The organism is Streptomyces sp. NRRL B-1347, assembly GCF_000720325.1.
In the GTDB taxonomy this organism is placed as follows: domain Bacteria; phylum Actinomycetota; class Actinomycetes; order Streptomycetales; family Streptomycetaceae; genus Streptomyces.
The window spans coordinates 78,653-93,191 of sequence record NZ_JOJM01000004.1; the positions used below are offsets into that span (position 1 = coordinate 78,653).

A 14,539-nucleotide genomic window follows, 5' to 3' on the forward strand; every position below is an offset into this window, starting at 1 on the left:
GGTGCGGGTGACGGGTACGGATCACAGGGGCAGGGTGATCCAGATGCTCTTGCCGCCTGCGTCGGCGTCCTGGCGTACGACTGCTGTGCCCGCCAGGGCGAGGGTGAGTTCGACGACGGTGGCCAGGCCGCTGCTCCGGTTGCCGGTGAGCGCGCCGTGGAGGGCGGGCTGATAGGGGTGACGGTCGTGGACGGCGAAGGCGAAGGTGTCCTTGGCGGCCGCGTAGATGACGGTGACGTGGGGCGAGGCCACGGCGGCGTGCCGCACCGCGTTGGCGACGAGTTCGCTGAGGATGAGCAGGGCTGGGTCGACGGCCGGGTGGCGGCGGCTGATGCCCCACTCGACCAGGACCTGCTCGGCCGTCTCCCGGGCCACACGCACCGCGGACGGAACCGTCGGCAGGGTCAGCACGTGCCGGTGGGGCAGCATCGCCAGGGTCATCACGCCTCCGCGCGGGCGAGCCGGAACCCGCTCACCGTCTGCGGGTTGAGGCGCAGGAGCGAGTCGTGCGGGCCGTGCGTCCAGCCGGGCAGGGTGCGCCGGTAGTGGGCCAGCTCGTCGGGATCGGAGACGTACTCCACGGGGCCGCTGGCGCTCATGCTCCAGCCGGTGCCGATCGCGGTGCGGATCTCGTCCACGTGGTACGTCACCGTGGCACCGGCGGGCAGCGCCGGTCGCGGCACGGGCGTGCGGACGACCAGGCGGCCGTACTCCAGCACATGAGCCGCCGGACGCAGGACGGGGGCGCCGTCGCGCACGTAGACGAGGCGGCCGGTGCGGCTGCCCTCCAGCAAGTAGAGGGCCTCGGCGCCGGAGACCTCGACCAGACGGCGCGGGGCGGGAGCTGTGCTCATCGGACGGATCCCTCACGAGTGGAGCGGTCGGGGCGGGCGTTCTGGACGGGGACGGCGGGCAGCACCCCGGCGCGCTGCAGGCGGGTGCGGGCACCGGCGAGGGCCTCGTGGGCGGTGGCGTACTCATGGCCCTCGGGCCGCAGCAGGTCCAGGGCACCGACCGCCTTCAGGACCTGCCGGTGCTCGGAGCGGATCCCGCAGGCCAACACGGTGATGCCGCGCCGGTTCAGCGTCCGTACCGCGTCCTTGAGCGCGAGCGCGCCGGTGGCGTCCATGGTGGACACTCTCGACATGTGCAGGATGACCACGCGTACGTCGGCCGCCTGGTGCAGGTCGTGCAGCAAGTGGTGGGCGGCGGCGAAGAACAGCGGCCCGTCGATGCGATAGGCGACGATGTGCTCGGCCAGCAGCGTGTGCTCCTCGGCACTGTGCTCCGCCCGCTCCAGCGGCACGGCGTCCATGCGGGCCTGGCGGGCCACGGCACGCAGCGCGAGGACGCCGGCGACGGCGAGGCCGATGACGACCGCGTACACCAGGTCGAGTGCGAGCGTGGCGGCGGCGGTCAGGACGAGGGTCAGCGCATCGGAGCGGGTCGCCTTCGCCATCGCCTTCAGCGAGGCGACGTCGACCATGCGCAGGGCGGTTGCGATCAGCACTCCGGCCAGTGCCGCGAGCGGGATCTTCGACACCAGCGGGGCGGCGGCGAACACGATCACGGCGAGGACGGCGGCATGGGTGAGTGCGGCCAGGCGCGAGGAGGCGCCGCTGCGGACATTGACCGCGGTCCGGGCGATGGCACCGGTCGCGGGCACGCCGCCGAACAGCGGGGCGGCCATGTTGGCAAGGCCCTGCCCGAACAGCTCCTTGTCCGGGTCGTGCCGGGAGCCCGCCGTCATGCCGTCGGCGACCGAGGCGGACAGCAAGGACTCCAGCGCGGCCAGGGCGGCGACCGCGATCGCGGGCGCGAGCAGGGAGCCGAGCGCCGACGCATCGAGGAAGCCCAGCGACGGGGCGGGCAGAGCGGAGGGCAGCTCCCCGATGGGCCTGGCCCCCTCCAGATGGAAGAGCTGCGCGACCAGCGTCGCGGCGAGAACGGCGACGATCGAGAAGGGGATGGCGGGCCGCAGCCGCGCCCCGGCCAGCATGACCACGGCCACCGCTGCGGCAAGGGCGACGGCCGTCCAGTTCGGTGCCTTGGCGAACGCCTCAAGCGCTCGCCAGGTCACCATCAGGACCCGGTCGCCCTCCGGTGCGGGCACCCCCAGCGCGTTAGGGATCTGCTGCAGGCCGATCACGCACGCGATACCGAGTGTGAAGCCCTCCACTACCGGCGCGGGTACGTACCGCATGTACTTGCCGGCCCGCAGGAGCGCGAGGGCCACCAGCATCACGCCCGCGAGCAGCCCGACGGTGAGGACTCCGCCGGGCCCGTGCTGGGCGGCGATCGGCACCAGGACCACGGTCATCGCCCCGGTCGGCCCGGACACCTGCAGCCGCGAGCCGCCGAACAGCGCGGCCAGCGCACCGGCGACCACCGCGGTGGCGAGCCCCGCCTGCGCGCCGAGCCCGGAGGAGACCCCGAAACCGAGGGCGAGCGGCAGCGCCACGATCGCCACCGTCAGGCCTGCGAGCAGGTCCCGGCGCGGGCTGCGGCCCATCTCGGCGACATCCGCGCGCGCGGGCAGAAGCGAGCGGACCAGTACCCGGACCTTGGTCAGCGGAGCGCTCACCGAGCGGCGACCTCGGCTTCCCGCAACTCCTCCAGCAGGTCGTGCCGCCCGGCCAGCAGCTGCGTCAGGATCCGGCGCGCGGCCCGCAGCAGCTCGGCGACATCCCCGCCGGACAGGGCGTACACCACCGTCGAACCCTCGCGCTGGGAGCTCACGATTCCCGAGCGGCGCAACACCGCCAGCTGCTGCGACAGCGTCGACGGCTCCACCTCTATCGCGGCCAGCAGGTCACGCACGGGCATCGGCCCGTCCTGCAGCAACTCCAGCACCCGTATCCGTACGGGATGACCGAGCATCCGGAAGAACTCGGCCTTGGCCTGATACAGCGGAACGGACACGAACCCTCTCCCTGGAACTCCCCAAGCGGCGAAGCCGTGCCCACGGCTACCTGTGGGCACGGCCACCACACCATCTAACGAATTGCAAAATTTCGCAATTCAGCTAGTCGGTCTATCCTGGCCGGGCAACCCCAAGATCCACCAGAGCAGCGCCACGACCGCCGGAGCGGTCCGACGACGAGGCCGAGGTCGCGGCATCAGTGCCCGTCTCGGCCGATCGAGCGCGGCTCCCCAGCTGAAAAGGACCGCGCCGATGTCCGAGAACCTGCCGCCCTGCCCCACCTGTTCCAGCGCGTACACCTACGAGATGGGCGCGCTCCTGGTCTGCCCCGAATGCGGGCACGAATGGTCACCCGCGTCCGCCGAACCGGCGCAGACCGCCGCGGACACGGCGATCAGGGACGCGGTCGGGAACGTGCTCGCCGACGGCGACACGGTCACGGTGGTCAAGGCCCTGAAGGTCAAGGGCAGTCCCGCCGGCATCAAGGCGGGCACCAAGGTGCGGAACATCCGCCTCGTCGACGGCGTGGACGGCCACGACATCGACTGCAAGATCGACGGATTCGGCTCGATGCAACTCAAGTCCAGCGTGGTCAAGAAGGCCTGACCCGGGCCGGGCGTTCCGGCGCGGGGAAGCGGTGCTCTCACCCCTTGACGGCCTCTGCGATCTGCTGGGCGGCCTGGGCGGGTGCGAGGTGCGTGGTGTCCACGACCTCGGCCTCGGCGTGCAGCCACGTGCGGGCCGCCTCGGCGTAGGGCTCCAGGTATTGGAGGCGGAACGGGGAGTTGGGGCCGAGCACCATGTCGCCCGCGATGCGCCCGCGAAGGGTGTCCTGGTCGGCATGGAGCACGAAGTGGCGCACCGGAATGGCGTGCTGGGCAAAGCCTGAGCTGATCTCGCGCCAGTACTGCTCGACCAGGACCGTCATGGGCATCACCAGGGTGCCGCCGGTGTAGTCGAGGACGCGTCGGGCGGTCTCGACCACGAGCGGCCGCCACGGCGGCCAGTGCTGGAAGTTGTCCGTCGCGGGCAGCCCTGGCTTGATGTCCATGAGTGTCTCGCCGACTTTCTCGGCGTCGAACACGCGGGAGTCCGGGATCAGTTGCTGCACGAGCGCGCCGGTCGTCGTCTTGCCTGCGCCGTGGGTGCCGTTGAGCCATACGATCATGGGCTTGACGCTAGCGTCGTGCGGGCCCCAGGACAGGCGGAGCGGAAAATCCGGTGGCTGTGGCGTTCGGCCGTCACGCGGGGGATCTACGGTCCGCTGCCGCGGGCAGATCGCTGGTTGGAGCGGCATCTGCGGGCCCCTCCGGCTGGGGTTTGACCTGAACCTTGGTTGATGTATGAGAGTCGTGTCATCGAACGGCGAGACGAGGAGTTTGCGATGACACAGCCCAGGATCCTGGTGACCGGCGCGACGGGGAAGGTCGGCGGTGCGGTGGTGGCCCAGTTGCGTGCGGCGGGGGTGCCGGTGCGGGCGCTGGTGCGTGGGGAGGCGGAGTTCCCGGAGGGTGTGCAGGCGGTGCGTGGCGATCTCGGTGATCCCGCGTCGCTGGGTGCGGCTCTGGAGGGTGTCGATGCGGTCTTCCTGGTGTGGCCGTTCCTGAGCGCTGACGGTGCGTCGGACGTGATCGACGTGATCGGGAAGCATGCTCGGCGGGTGGTGTACCTGTCGTCCGCCGGGGTTCAGGACGGGGGCGGGAAGGAGGAGGCGGGTGAGGCGATCACCATGTTCCACACGGAGCTGGAGCGGCTGGTCGAGGCATCGGGGCTGGAGTGGACGGCGCTGCGGCCCACCGGGTTCGCGGGCAACACGCTGGGCTGGGCGCAGGAGGTCCGTGCCACCGGTGCGGTGCGGGCGCCGCTGGCGGGGCTTGCCCGTCCGCTGATCCACGAGGCGGACATGGCCGCGGTCGCCGTCCAGGCGCTGACGACCGATGCCCTGCTCGGTGCCCGCCCTGTGATCACCGGTCCGGAACTGGTCACCCAGGAACGGCAGGTGGCGCTGATCGGGGAGGCGATCGGGCGGCCGGTACGGTTTGACGAGGTCACGCTGGAGGAGGCCGTGGAGCAGATGAAGGCCGCGGGCTACCCGGCGGAGCTGGTGGAGGCCGTGTTGCCGGCGCAGGCGAAGATGATCGACCATCCGGAGCCGGTCAACGACGAGGTGGAGCGCATCACGGGCACCCCGGCCCGGTCCTTCCGGGAGTGGGCGGTGGACCACGCGGCGGACTTCCGTTGAGAGAGGCGCTCATACCCGTGGGCGTAACCGGCGTAACCGGCGCAACCAGCCGAAGCGTCGGGTCCCGGCTCCGTCGCCCGCACGCTGGACGCCGGGGCCGGGCCCTCTGCTCAGGGAAGCCCGCAAGCGGTGGAACCGTGCAGGCCGGGAGGCCGTCTCGGGAGCCGGGGCCGTTCCGCCCGTGCACGATCCCCGCATCGTTCACCGACGCCGATCCGACCCACGGCGGCTCGGTGACGCACTCGCCAGGTTCCACGCGCAGCGGGCGCCTGCCCGTCGGACGAGTTCGTGACGCCCGAGATGCTCGACCTGCTCGGGGCCGCACAACAGGGTGCGACCCAGCTCGCGAAGTTCCTCGTGACACAGGTGACCTCGGCAGGGGACCCGTGGGGCAAGGAGCGTCGAGGCGGCGACGAGGCCGTCCGGACCCCTGGTGCGGAGTCAGGACGGCCTCGCTGCCCGTGGGCGTTCGAGACGTCGGTGATGTCAGAAGCGCACCGGCAGGCAGCTGAGCAAGGTGCCCTTGCCCGGCAGGTCGAAGTACTGGAACTGATCGGGCTCGACCGCCAGCTCCAGCCTCTGGTTCTTGAGCAGGAACGTGTCGATGACGATCTCCGTCTCGAGCTCGGCGAGACCTGCGCCGGTGCAGTAGTGCGAGCCGCTGCCGAAGGCCAGGTGGCGGACGCCGGGGCCGAGGTCGCGGGCGACGTCGAGCCTCTGCGGGTCACTGAACTGCTTCGGGTCGTGGTTGACGTGCTTCTGGAGCCGAGTGAGCACCTGCGCCAGGGGCTCGCGCGCGGAGTACCGCACGCGCACTGGCAGGCTGCTGATGAACAGGCCGACCATGTCGTCGGCTCCCGTGAGTTCCGGCGGACGGCCGGTGACGGTGGTGCCGAAGTGATGCCCAGCTCGCGCGCCCGGTCGGACAGGGCGCGGGCGGTCGCCACGTCGAGCGGGATCAAAGTCGCGGTAGGAGCGCACGTGCGGCAGCGCGGAGGCGTCGCCCTCGGCCTCGTACTGGAGGACCAGGTCCCGCATGAGGTGCGCGAGCGACCAGCCGTCGTATAGGGCGTGGTTGACGGTGAACACCAGCTCCGAGCACTCCGCGCTCCGCTTGGGGGCGAGTACCTAGGCCGTGCATCGAAAGTAGATCTTGTACATAGGGTGTCGGCATGTCATTGAGTCACATAGCCCTCTCGTCCGGACGTTCGCTCGAGCTCACCGAGCTGCGAATGTCTTCGACCTATGCGGGGATGCTGGAGGGCTACCCGTGCAAGCCCCTCAATGACATGAAGGTCAGGAGCCTCCAGCGGCAGGCTGAACGTGCGTTTCCCGCCACGCCGGTCCATCTGGTTTTCCCCTCCCGCGAGTACCCGGACCAGACTGCCGGCGCCTTCGGCCCCGTTGAGGTGCTGCCGCCCGTGGCCTGCATCGGCGCCTTCCGCTCGGCAGTGGTCGCCTCTGAACTGGACCCGGTGCTGCACCGTTCCGCTCTCACCGTGGTCTGGTTCCAGACCGGCTTGGACGTCCCGTCGGGCGAGGACGCCGACCTTGTGCTGGGCAGCATTCGCTGGGAGGAGCTGGCCCAGGACTACGAGCTCTAGGAGCTGTCCGGCGGATCAAGCGTCAGCGGGCCGTGTTGCTGTACTCGGACGGTGCGGGCATCCGGAGTGCGGCGTAGATCACTCACGGCTTGTCTCCGTTTCAGGCCATTCTGGCCCTGGCTCTGCTTGGCTGGTGGCTCTGACGATCACAGGAGGTCGATACGTATGGCGCTCACACACTGGGGGTTCATCTACACGGCGGACGGCAGCGCGGCAGGTGGCGACGTCAGCGTCGTGGACACGGGTACGTGCCGCAGTGTGTTCGTCGGGGTGGAGAAGCCCGAGGAGGGCATCGAGGCCGCGCGCCGCCTGGTGGACGAGGGTGTGCAACTGATTGAACTGTGCGGGGGATTCGGGCCGGTATGGGCCGGGCGTGTGATCGAGGCGATCAACGGGGCAGTCCCCGTGGGCACGGTTGGCTACGGACCCGAAGCGGTCGATCAGGTGCACGCGATCTTCTCGTGACGGGTGCCAGCTCCTTCACTCCGATAGGGGCCGGAGCCAGAGCCGAATGGCTGCGACGGTGACGGTGCCGTGAAGGATGTGGGCCCTCTTGTCGTATCTCGGCGCGACCGCCCGGGAGTTCTTGAGCGCGTTGATGGTGCGTTCGACCGCGTGACGCTTGCGGTAGTCGGCTTCTGCGGCGGCGCAGATAGGCACGGTTCTTGGGGGGGGAGGCGTACGCCTTGTCAGTCCGTACGCGGTCGGGGCGGACGCGGGGCCGGACCGGGCCGATGCGGGGCACACGGACCTTTGCCAGGACGGGTGCGAACTGCGGCGAGTCCCCGCGCTGCCCGGCGGTCACCACGATCGACATGGGCTTCTGGCCCCGTTCGACGGCCAGGTGCAGTTTGGTGGTGAACCCGCCGCGCGACCGTCCCAGTCCGTGATCTCCGGGCTCTTCATGGACACCGCCTGGTGGGTCCTTCTGCAGGTCGCCCTTCCTTCGGGCTCCGGCCGCGTGCTGGTGGGCACGGCAGACCGTGGAGTCGACGCTCAGGTCCCAGACGATCGCACCCGCCGCGTCGGCCAGGGACGGGAGCCGGGTGAGGATCCGGTGCTAGGTTCCGTGCCGCTGCCACCGGCGGAAGACCACCTGCGGAAGAGATCGTGGGCCCGTCCCCACGGTCCGTACTCGACGGGCACGTCCCGCCACGGAACGCCGGTCCGGACTCGGAACCGTACGCCGTCGGTCAACTGCCGCCGGGACCGGACGGGCGGCCGCCCCGCCTTCAACCTCTTCGGCAGCAACGGCTCCAGCACCGCCCGCTGCTCGTCCGTGAGATCCCGGCGGCGCGACCACGGCGCCGTACGGGCGATCAGCCGGCCGGAGTCTGCCCCAGCCGGTCGACCACGCCGACGTCGAGGAGGGCGACGTCGTTCGAGCCGAGGTAGGCGAGGCGCTTGTCTTCGAAGACCCAGACCTGCCGGTCCTCGCCGTCGCCGAAGGCGAGTCCCACGCCGGAACGGCCGGACGCGTCCTCGGCGTCGCCGACCACGGTGATGCCCGGGATCCGGGCGGCGGCACGGTAGAGGGTGGCGCCCACGTCGGGCAGCAGGGTGGCCCCCTCGAGCATGCTGCCGATCATTTCCAGGGCAGCTTCCTCATGGGTGGGCCCCTGGCCCTCGGTCTCCGACCAGACCTTGTCGTACAGCGCGCCGGGGTCGGTGGGCAGGGCCTGCAGCTCACGGTAAGTGGTGGCGTTCGGGTCGGCCTGGAGCCGCATGTCCGTGGTGCCCTTTCCGGAGGGGCCGGACAGGACGGTGGTACGGGCGAGCCCCTCACGCCGGCCGTCGACGGCGCGCCAGTCCGCGCGACGGAAGGTGTCCAGTCCCTTGTCCGTCAGGTCGTCGGTGCCCTGGATGAGGGTGTAGACGTACTGGTCGTCCCGTACGGAGGGAGCGTTCTTGGCGGCGGTGACGGTGGCGATGCGGTCAAGGAGCGCGACGGCTTCCGAGTCGGTGGCGGGCCTGGCCGGGCCGTCGCCGCCGACGGTGAGGACGGTGGCGAGAACCGCGGCGGCGGTGACGGGTACGGCCAGCAGGGCCACCATCGACCGCCGCAGCCGCCGGGGCGGGACCCGGCCGGATCCGGCCGGGCCTGGGGTGGAGGCGGGGGCTTCCTCGGTGATCTCCTGCATGAGATGGGCCTCCATCAGCGTCATCCGGTCGCTCGACAGGACCGGGGCGCCCGGGTTGGGCAGCAGCCCGGCCAGCTCCTGGCGTTCTGTGGGATTCATCGGTCTCTCTCCTGTGCTGACCGGGCCGTCGCGGCTCGGTCATCCGGTTCCTGTCCGCGGGCGGGGAGGCGTCTCGTTCTTCCTTCGATCACGGTCGTGTTCCCTCCGGCCGGTGCTCCGGTACGGCGCGTCAGTTCGCTCTCGGCCAGCCGCCGCAGGCGCTGCCGGGCGCGGGCGAGCCGGGAGCGCACCGTGCTGACCGGCACCCGCAGGGCCGCGGCGGCGTCGGCGTAGCTCAGCTCGGACCAGACGCACAGCGCGAAGACCTCGCGCTCGCGGGGACGCAGCTGTCGCAGGGCAGCCGTGGCGGCGGCGAGCCGTACGAGCCGGTGACGCCCAGGCGTTCGCCCATCTCTTCCGGCAGCATGCGCAGGCCATGCACGCTCACGCCGCACGGTGGCTCGGTGATCCGGGCCAGGCCGAGGACGTGGTCTCGCTGACCTTCCTGGAGGCCTGGCGGCTGCGGGAGAAACTGCTGGACGACGACGGCTTCGCCGCACAGGCCCGGCACGGCGGGCCCGGCGGCCATCGACCGGTCACCCGAGTGAACAACGCCGCCGCAGCCCCTGTGGACGCGCCGTCCCTCGCCGAGGCGCTGTGCGGGATGACGGGACAGCAGGGAAGCCGCCCAGCACCTGCTGATCAAACGTATCCGTCCGTGCGCGGCCGGGCGGTTGGTGTCATGTCCTGCGCTCCGATGACGGACAGCAGCTCAAGGCGGGCGGCGCCGTCCGTGCCGGGGGGAGCGGTGAGCCAGAGCATCCGCTGGTGGCCGTCCTCGCTGAACAGGCTGTGGCAGTCCAGCTCGATCACGCCGAGGCCGGGGTGCACGATGCGTTTGTGGTCGGCCCTGCGCAAGGCGACGTCCCGGGTGTCCCACAGGGCGGTGAACTCGGCACTGCGGCGGCGCAGTTCGGCCACCATCCGGGTGACCTCGACGTCACGCCCGCGGCGGGCGGCGACGGCCCGCAGGTCGGCGACGAAGACCTCGGAGTGGTGCGGGTGGTCCTCGTGCGGATAGATCGTGCGCGACGCGGGATCGGTGAACCAGCGGTACAAGAAGCTGGCCGCAGGGCCACGGGCCGCCGGGGGCGGACCGAACAGGGCGGTGGCCAACTCGTTCTGCACCAGGGTCTCGTGCAGGTCGGTGATGACCAGGGCGGGTGTGGTGGTGAGCCGGTCGAGGAGGCTGAGCAGACCGGGCTGTACATGGGCGGTCGGGCCGTGCGCGGCGGGTGGTATGCGTCGGTCGGCGAGGTGGAACAGGTGGTCACGCTCGTCGCCGCTGAGCCGCAGCGCGCGGGCGAGCGAGGCCAGGGTCTGGTCGGAGGGCTGGACGCCACTGCCGCGTTCCAACTCCGTGTAGTAGTCGGCGGAGAGCCCGGCCAGCTGGGCCACCTCTTCGCGGCGCAGGCCGGGCACGCGGCGCCGTGGCCCGTCAGGCAGGCCCACGTCGCGCGGCCGGATGCGGGCGCGCCGGGACTTGAGGAACGCGGCGAGTTCGGGAAGGTCCACGCCGCCCATCCTCAACCGTGTGGCACCGGCCGTGCCAGGGGCCGGCAACCCCAGGGTGGACACAGCCCTGGCTCGCGGTGCGGCGTTCGCCGACCGTGGTTCACGTAGCCAGCACTTCCGAACTTCCGAATCCTGCGTCAGGGAGCACGTCATGCCGTTCGCGAACTTCAAGGTCCCCGCCGGGACCTTGACCACCGAGCAGATGGAGCGGATCGTCACCGCCGCCACCGAGCTGTACGTCGACCTCTACGGCGAACGTGCCCGCGCCACCACCATGGTCCTGGTCGAGGAGGTACCCGACGGTGGCTGGGGCGTCGGCGGCGAGGTCCTCACGCTCGCCAAGCTCCAGCAGACGGCCACCGGTTGACGCCCGCTAGGAGACAGCGACATGCGCAGACGCGCTGTCCTGAGCGGGGGCGCGGCACTCCTGGCCGCGCTGCCCCTGGCTCCCCCAGCTGCCGCGCTCCACTACGAGCCCGGCCACGCCCGGCGCCGCGGCTCTGGAGGGCAAGGCGTACGTGATCGGCGGCATCCACCCGACCGCCGAGGCGGCCTGACCGGTGGCACGCCCTGGCAGGCCCTGGGCGACACGTACGCGTACGACCCGCGCGCCGACCGGTGGACGCCGCTCACTCCTCTCCCCGCCGGGCCCGGCGGCGTACAGGACACCGTGGACCCCGTGTCGTCGTACGACCTCACCACCGGCTGCTGGGAACTGCTGCCTCGTCTGCCCGGGGCCCGCGACCACGCGGGCGGCGCCGTCGTCGGATCCGTCCTGTACGTGGTGGGCGGCCGCGATCGGGGACAGGATCACATCCGCGGCGACGTCTTCGCCCTCGACCTGCGTACCCGCAGCTGGGGCCACCGGGCTCCGATGCCGACGCCACGTGGTGGGATTGCCGCGGCCGCTGTCGGCTCGGTGATCTACACCTTCGGTGGCGAGGGCAACCCGGCTGACCGGTCGCACGGCGTCTTCCCCGACACGGAGGCGTACGACACCGCGCGCGACCGCTGGCACCGCCTGCCTCCGATGCCGGTGCCCCGGTCGACATTCACGACGGCTATCGCCCTCGGCGGCACTCCTCCGCCGTGCCGTGAGCGCCGATGCTGCCAGCGACCTCCTCCTTCACTCACCGGTCACATCGTCGTAGTTGCTGCCGATGATGTACGCCGGGTTCGGCTGGAGCAGCAGGGGGACGGCACACACCTCGGCCGTGAGCAGATCGCCTTCCTTGGCTTCGGCCGCGGGCGCGTGACCGGCAAGCTGAAGGTCGGAGCGGCTCGCGGAGCTGGTGGCCCGGATCGAGAAGGCGGGTGGCGCTGCCGTGCAGATCCGCACCGACGTGACCCGACGGGACGACCTACAGGCCCTGTTCGCGCTGGCCGGAGAGCGATGCGGCCGACTCGACGTACTCGTCAGCAACGCCGGAGTCGGCACGATCTCGCCTCTCGCCTCTCGATGATCTCCGTGTCGACGAGTGGAGCCAAATGGTCGACGTCAACGTGAAGGGCGTGCTGCACGGGATCGGCGCCGCGCCGCCGGTCTTCCGGGCGCGGGGCACCGGCCACTTCATCACCACCGCTTCCACGGCCGCGTTTCGCATCGTGCCGACCATGGCGGTCTACGCCGACATCAAGTTCGCGGTCCGGGCCATCTGTGAAGGACTGCGCCAGGAGGCCGGTGACTCCCCGCGGGTGACCACCGTCTCACCCGGTGCGACTGCGACCGACTTCGCCAAGGTGTCAACCAACAGCCAGGTCAGAGCAGAGATCACGAAGATGAGGGACCGCATCGCGATCCCGCCCGACGCGATCGCCCGGGCCATCGCCTTCGCGATCGAACAGCCTGTCGCGGTCGGCGTGAACTTGATCGTCGTCCGGCCCACCGCCCAGAGCTGACCTGACCTGACCTCCCCTGCCCTTCCGGTGGCGGACATCCGCACCCCGCGGGACTGCTCCGCTCAGCCTGTGATCGGGGTTTCGGTGGTGTAGAGGAAGCGGGTCTGGGAGCGGTCGAGGAAGTTCTCCTCGTCGACGGCGACGGTCGTGGTGAAGACCTCGGACGTGAACCAGCTGGTCGCGTCGGAGAGGTCATCGAACCAGACCTGGACGACACTGTCGTAGTAGGTGCTCGGCAAGCCGGGGATCTCGTCGCCGGTGGGGAAGAGCAGGAGATGGCGCCGGACCGGTACCGCTCTGTCCACCACGCTCGCGATCAGCGGCAGATGCTTGTGCGTTCAGTACAGCACGCACCGTGCTGCGCTTGGGGGCAAGTGCCTGGATCGTCCTGAGTGGCCCGCAGTAGCCCGCAGCCGACCGGGACCTCGGGACCGCTGCGGCACGCTGGCGGCCGCTCAGGCCCCGGTGGAGAGTGCCACGTGGCGCCATTGGTCGAGTTCGCGTCGTACCAGGTCCAGCTTGGCCTCGATGCGTTCGACCGCGTCCGCGCCCAGTTGCAGGCGCAGCGGGGGCTCGGGGGCCTCGGTGATGTCGACGATGGCCTTGGCCGCCTTCGCAGGGTCGCCTTGCTGGCGGCCGTCGTTCTGGGCCATTGCCTCTCGTACCGGCCCGGCGCCGATGGCGTAGTCGGTGATGGAGGCCGGTTCGGTGTGGATGCTCAGGCTGCTGAGGAAGTCGGTGCGGAAGCCGCCCGGTTCGACGATGGTGACGCGGACGCCGAGCGGGGCCAGCTCGCCGTGCAGTGCCTCGGTGATGCCTTCGAGGGCGAACTTCGACGCCCCGTACAGGCCCACCGCCGGTGCGGTGGCGAAGCCGCCCACGGAGCCGATGTTCAGGACGTGCCCGGAGCGTTGGGCGCGCAAGGTCGGCAGGGTAGCCCGCAGCGTGTTGAGTACGCCGAAGACGTTGACGTCGAACAGGGCGCGGGCGGCCTTGTCGGGGACCTCCTCGATCGCGCCCACGAGGCCGTAGCCGGCGTTGTTGGCCACGACGTCGATCCGGCCGAACTCCGCCAGACCGGCCTCCACCGCGGCCGTCAGCTGCTGCGGCTCGGTCACGTCCGCCTGCACCGCGAGGAGTCCGTCCGGCTCCTGCGGATGCACCCGGAGCACCGCCGACGCGTCCCTCGCCGTGGCGATCACGCGGTGTCCTCGGTCCAGCGCCTCCCGGGTGATCTCCGCGCCGAGCCCACGCGATGCCCCGGTGACGAACCAAACGCTCATGTTCTCCCCCTCTTCAGGTGGCCCGACGGGCCCACAGCTCGACGCTAGAACCTAGAGTCGTGTCTAGATCAACGACCTGGGGGAGGGACGTTCATGGACCTGAGCATCGGCGAGGTGGCACAACGCAGCGGGTTGAGCGTGCACGCGCTGCGGTTCTACGAGCGGGAGGGCCTGTTCGCCAACCCGGTGCGCCGCCTGTCCAACGGCCGCCGGATCTACCACGAGGAAGACCTGGAGTGGCTGGCCATCTGCACGAAGCTGCGCTCGTCCGGCATGTCCCTCGCGATGATCCGGGAGTACATCGAGCTGGTCCGCCAGGGCCCGGGCAACGAACACCAGCGCCTTGACCTCCTGCGCCGACACGAGAGCCACGTGGAGGCGCAGATCCGCGAGTTGCAGGACGCCCTGGACGTGATGCGGTTCAAGGTACGGATCTACGAGGATCATGTCGCCCGCGGCGAAGCCGATCGGCTGTGGAATCCGTCCCACCCGGCCGCCGCGCAGGCTGGCACTCACCAGGAATGCCAGCCGCGGGCCGTGGAAGAGGACCCGCCCTCGGCGCGGGCCAGTTCGAGATGACCGCCGCTGTCGGGTCCCCGCGCCGGGGCCCCGACAGCGGGTGACGTCAGGCGGTCCGGCCGACGTCGTCGAAGTCGGTGGAGGCCGAGAGCTCGGCCCACGCCAGCATGTCGCGCTCGAAGGCGTCGCGTCCGGCCCGGACGAGCCGAAGCGCGTCGTTGCCGAGCAGCAGGCGCGTCGGCGGCTGGTCGGCCGCTACGATGCGCAGCACCGCGACCGCGGCCTTGTCCGGGTCGCCCAAACTGGCTGCTGGG

Annotated in this window: 18 protein-coding genes and 5 pseudogenes; 9 read left to right on the plus strand and 14 right to left on the minus strand. The window is 70.9% G+C overall.

Annotation, left to right across the window (positions count from 1 at the left end):
* Nucleotides 1-21: 21 nt before the first annotated feature.
* From IG74_RS0105710 to IG74_RS0105725, 4 genes are all read right to left on the minus strand, one after another.
* Nucleotides 22-441, minus strand: coding sequence for an ATP-binding protein (locus tag IG74_RS0105710; RefSeq protein WP_107058882.1), 420 nt, complete (start codon nt 439-441; stop codon nt 22-24).
* On the minus strand, nt 441-854 hold the full coding sequence (locus tag IG74_RS0105715; RefSeq protein WP_030670610.1) for a pyridoxamine 5'-phosphate oxidase family protein: 414 nt from the start codon (nt 852-854) through the stop codon (nt 441-443). Before IG74_RS0105715 ends, IG74_RS0105710 begins: the two co-directional genes overlap by 1 nt.
* Entirely contained in the window at nt 851-2,512 is a 1,662-nt protein-coding gene (locus IG74_RS0105720) for a SulP family inorganic anion transporter (protein ID WP_199818790.1), read from the minus strand. Before IG74_RS0105720 ends, IG74_RS0105715 begins: the two co-directional genes overlap by 4 nt.
* 68 nt (nt 2,513-2,580) lie before the next feature.
* Nucleotides 2,581-2,922, minus strand: a complete 342-nt coding sequence (locus IG74_RS0105725; protein ID WP_030670620.1) for an ArsR/SmtB family transcription factor — start codon at nt 2,920-2,922, stop codon at nt 2,581-2,583.
* Between the two features lie 253 nt (nt 2,923-3,175).
* Here IG74_RS0105725 and IG74_RS0105730 point away from each other — a divergent pair, with 253 nt between their 5' ends.
* The gene (locus tag IG74_RS0105730) at nt 3,176-3,529 is read left to right on the plus strand and encodes a zinc ribbon domain-containing protein YjdM (protein WP_030670623.1); all 354 of its coding nucleotides are present in this window, start codon (nt 3,176-3,178) and stop codon (nt 3,527-3,529) included.
* Between the two features lie 37 nt (nt 3,530-3,566).
* On the opposite strand, the gene IG74_RS0105735 is transcribed toward IG74_RS0105730, so the two are convergent.
* A complete protein-coding gene (locus IG74_RS0105735) occupies nt 3,567-4,091 on the minus strand; it encodes an ATP-binding protein (protein WP_030670625.1) in 525 nt (174 codons plus the stop codon).
* Between the two features lie 216 nt (nt 4,092-4,307).
* Between IG74_RS0105735 and IG74_RS0105740 the strand changes: the two genes are divergently transcribed.
* Nucleotides 4,308-5,165 (plus strand): NAD(P)H-binding protein, encoded by an 858-nt coding sequence (locus IG74_RS0105740; RefSeq protein ID WP_030670626.1) that lies wholly within the window; start codon nt 4,308-4,310, stop codon nt 5,163-5,165.
* Between the two features lie 486 nt (nt 5,166-5,651).
* On the opposite strand, the gene IG74_RS0105745 is transcribed toward IG74_RS0105740, so the two are convergent.
* Complete coding sequence (locus IG74_RS0105745) at nt 5,652-6,254, minus strand: cytochrome P450 (RefSeq protein WP_030670628.1); 603 nt, start codon at nt 6,252-6,254, stop codon at nt 5,652-5,654.
* Between the two features lie 83 nt (nt 6,255-6,337).
* Here IG74_RS0105745 and IG74_RS0105750 point away from each other — a divergent pair, with 83 nt between their 5' ends.
* Together IG74_RS0105750 and IG74_RS0105755 are read left to right on the plus strand one after the other, a co-directional pair.
* Nucleotides 6,338-6,769 carry a hypothetical protein gene (locus IG74_RS0105750; RefSeq protein ID WP_030670630.1) on the plus strand — a complete coding sequence of 144 codons (432 nt, stop codon included), beginning with the start codon at nt 6,338-6,340 and terminating at the stop codon, nt 6,767-6,769.
* A gap of 165 nt (nt 6,770-6,934) precedes the next feature.
* Nucleotides 6,935-7,234, plus strand: a complete 300-nt coding sequence (locus IG74_RS0105755; protein WP_030670632.1) for a DUF6506 family protein — start codon at nt 6,935-6,937, stop codon at nt 7,232-7,234.
* Nucleotides 7,235-7,249: 15 nt separating this feature from the next.
* On the opposite strand, the pseudogene IG74_RS49150 reads toward IG74_RS0105755, so the two are convergent.
* From IG74_RS49150 to IG74_RS53225, 3 genes and pseudogenes are all read right to left on the minus strand, one after another.
* A pseudogene (locus IG74_RS49150) lies at nt 7,250-8,089 on the minus strand (IS5 family transposase).
* The gene (locus IG74_RS0105760) at nt 8,089-9,009 is read right to left on the minus strand and encodes a CU044_5270 family protein (protein ID WP_030670634.1); all 921 of its coding nucleotides are present in this window, start codon (nt 9,007-9,009) and stop codon (nt 8,089-8,091) included. The pseudogene IG74_RS49150 and the gene IG74_RS0105760 overlap by 1 nt, the downstream one beginning before the upstream one ends.
* Nucleotides 9,006-9,404, minus strand: a complete 399-nt coding sequence (locus tag IG74_RS53225; protein ID WP_420709858.1) for a sigma factor-like helix-turn-helix DNA-binding protein — start codon at nt 9,402-9,404, stop codon at nt 9,006-9,008. The genes IG74_RS0105760 and IG74_RS53225 overlap by 4 nt, the downstream gene beginning before the upstream one ends.
* On the opposite strand from IG74_RS53225, the pseudogene IG74_RS53230 reads away from it, so the two are divergent.
* Nucleotides 9,374-9,493: pseudogene (locus IG74_RS53230) on the plus strand (sigma factor); the annotation flags it as partial. The gene IG74_RS53225 and the pseudogene IG74_RS53230 sit on opposite strands and share 31 nt — an antisense overlap.
* A 158-nt stretch (nt 9,494-9,651) precedes the next feature.
* On the opposite strand, the gene IG74_RS0105765 reads toward IG74_RS53230, so the two are convergent.
* Nucleotides 9,652-10,524, minus strand: a complete 873-nt coding sequence (locus tag IG74_RS0105765; protein WP_030670638.1) for a helix-turn-helix transcriptional regulator — start codon at nt 10,522-10,524, stop codon at nt 9,652-9,654.
* Nucleotides 10,525-10,675: 151 nt separating this feature from the next.
* On the opposite strand from IG74_RS0105765, the gene IG74_RS0105770 reads away from it, so the two are divergent.
* Complete coding sequence (locus IG74_RS0105770; protein WP_030670641.1) at nt 10,676-10,891, plus strand: tautomerase family protein; 216 nt, start codon at nt 10,676-10,678, stop codon at nt 10,889-10,891.
* A gap of 21 nt (nt 10,892-10,912) precedes the next feature.
* A pseudogene (locus IG74_RS54645) lies at nt 10,913-11,548 on the plus strand (Kelch repeat-containing protein); the annotation flags it as partial.
* Nucleotides 11,549-11,668: 120 nt separating this feature from the next.
* On the opposite strand, the pseudogene IG74_RS49165 reads toward IG74_RS54645, so the two are convergent.
* Nucleotides 11,669-11,794: pseudogene (locus IG74_RS49165) on the minus strand (transcriptional regulator); the annotation flags it as partial.
* On the opposite strand from IG74_RS49165, the pseudogene IG74_RS45600 reads away from it, so the two are divergent.
* A pseudogene (locus IG74_RS45600) lies at nt 11,793-12,423 on the plus strand (SDR family oxidoreductase); the annotation flags it as partial. The pseudogenes IG74_RS49165 and IG74_RS45600 overlap by 2 nt on opposite strands.
* A 62-nt stretch (nt 12,424-12,485) precedes the next feature.
* Here IG74_RS45600 and IG74_RS0105790 read toward each other — a convergent pair.
* A complete protein-coding gene (locus IG74_RS0105790) occupies nt 12,486-12,749 on the minus strand; it encodes an EthD domain-containing protein (RefSeq protein WP_078868610.1) in 264 nt (87 codons plus the stop codon).
* A gap of 129 nt (nt 12,750-12,878) precedes the next feature.
* Nucleotides 12,879-13,706 carry an oxidoreductase gene (locus tag IG74_RS0105795; protein ID WP_030670650.1) on the minus strand — a complete coding sequence of 276 codons (828 nt, stop codon included), beginning with the start codon at nt 13,704-13,706 and terminating at the stop codon, nt 12,879-12,881.
* 93 nt (nt 13,707-13,799) lie between these two features.
* On the opposite strand from IG74_RS0105795, the gene IG74_RS0105800 reads away from it, so the two are divergent.
* Entirely contained in the window at nt 13,800-14,285 is a 486-nt protein-coding gene (locus IG74_RS0105800; protein ID WP_051854598.1) for a MerR family transcriptional regulator, read from the plus strand.
* Between the two features lie 46 nt (nt 14,286-14,331).
* Here IG74_RS0105800 and IG74_RS0105805 read toward each other — a convergent pair whose 3' ends face one another.
* Nucleotides 14,332-14,496: a hypothetical protein gene (locus IG74_RS0105805; protein WP_199818784.1), complete on the minus strand. Its 165-nt coding sequence runs from the start codon at nt 14,494-14,496 to the stop codon at nt 14,332-14,334.
* Nucleotides 14,497-14,539 lie beyond the last annotated feature (43 nt).

Coding starts and splice junctions, on each gene's coding strand:
- IG74_RS0105735 (WP_030670625.1), bottom strand. CDS start 4,091: ATGATCGTATGGCTCAACGGCACCCACGGCGCAGGCAAGACGACGACC.
- IG74_RS0105715 (WP_030670610.1), bottom strand. CDS start 854: ATGAGCACAGCTCCCGCCCCGCGCCGTCTGGTCGAGGTCTCCGGCGCC.
- IG74_RS0105770 (WP_030670641.1), top strand. CDS start 10,676: ATGCCGTTCGCGAACTTCAAGGTCCCCGCCGGGACCTTGACCACCGAG.
- IG74_RS0105720 (WP_199818790.1), bottom strand. CDS start 2,512: ATGGGCCGCAGCCCGCGCCGGGACCTGCTCGCAGGCCTGACGGTGGCG.
- IG74_RS0105760 (WP_030670634.1), bottom strand. CDS start 9,009: ATGAATCCCACAGAACGCCAGGAGCTGGCCGGGCTGCTGCCCAACCCG.
- IG74_RS0105750 (WP_030670630.1), top strand. CDS start 6,338: ATGTCATTGAGTCACATAGCCCTCTCGTCCGGACGTTCGCTCGAGCTC.
- IG74_RS0105710 (WP_107058882.1), bottom strand. CDS start 441: ATGACCCTGGCGATGCTGCCCCACCGGCACGTGCTGACCCTGCCGACG.
- IG74_RS0105795 (WP_030670650.1), bottom strand. CDS start 13,706: ATGAGCGTTTGGTTCGTCACCGGGGCATCGCGTGGGCTCGGCGCGGAG.
- IG74_RS0105730 (WP_030670623.1), top strand. CDS start 3,176: ATGTCCGAGAACCTGCCGCCCTGCCCCACCTGTTCCAGCGCGTACACC.
- IG74_RS0105740 (WP_030670626.1), top strand. CDS start 4,308: ATGACACAGCCCAGGATCCTGGTGACCGGCGCGACGGGGAAGGTCGGC.
- IG74_RS0105800 (WP_051854598.1), top strand. CDS start 13,800: ATGGACCTGAGCATCGGCGAGGTGGCACAACGCAGCGGGTTGAGCGTG.
- IG74_RS0105755 (WP_030670632.1), top strand. CDS start 6,935: ATGGCGCTCACACACTGGGGGTTCATCTACACGGCGGACGGCAGCGCG.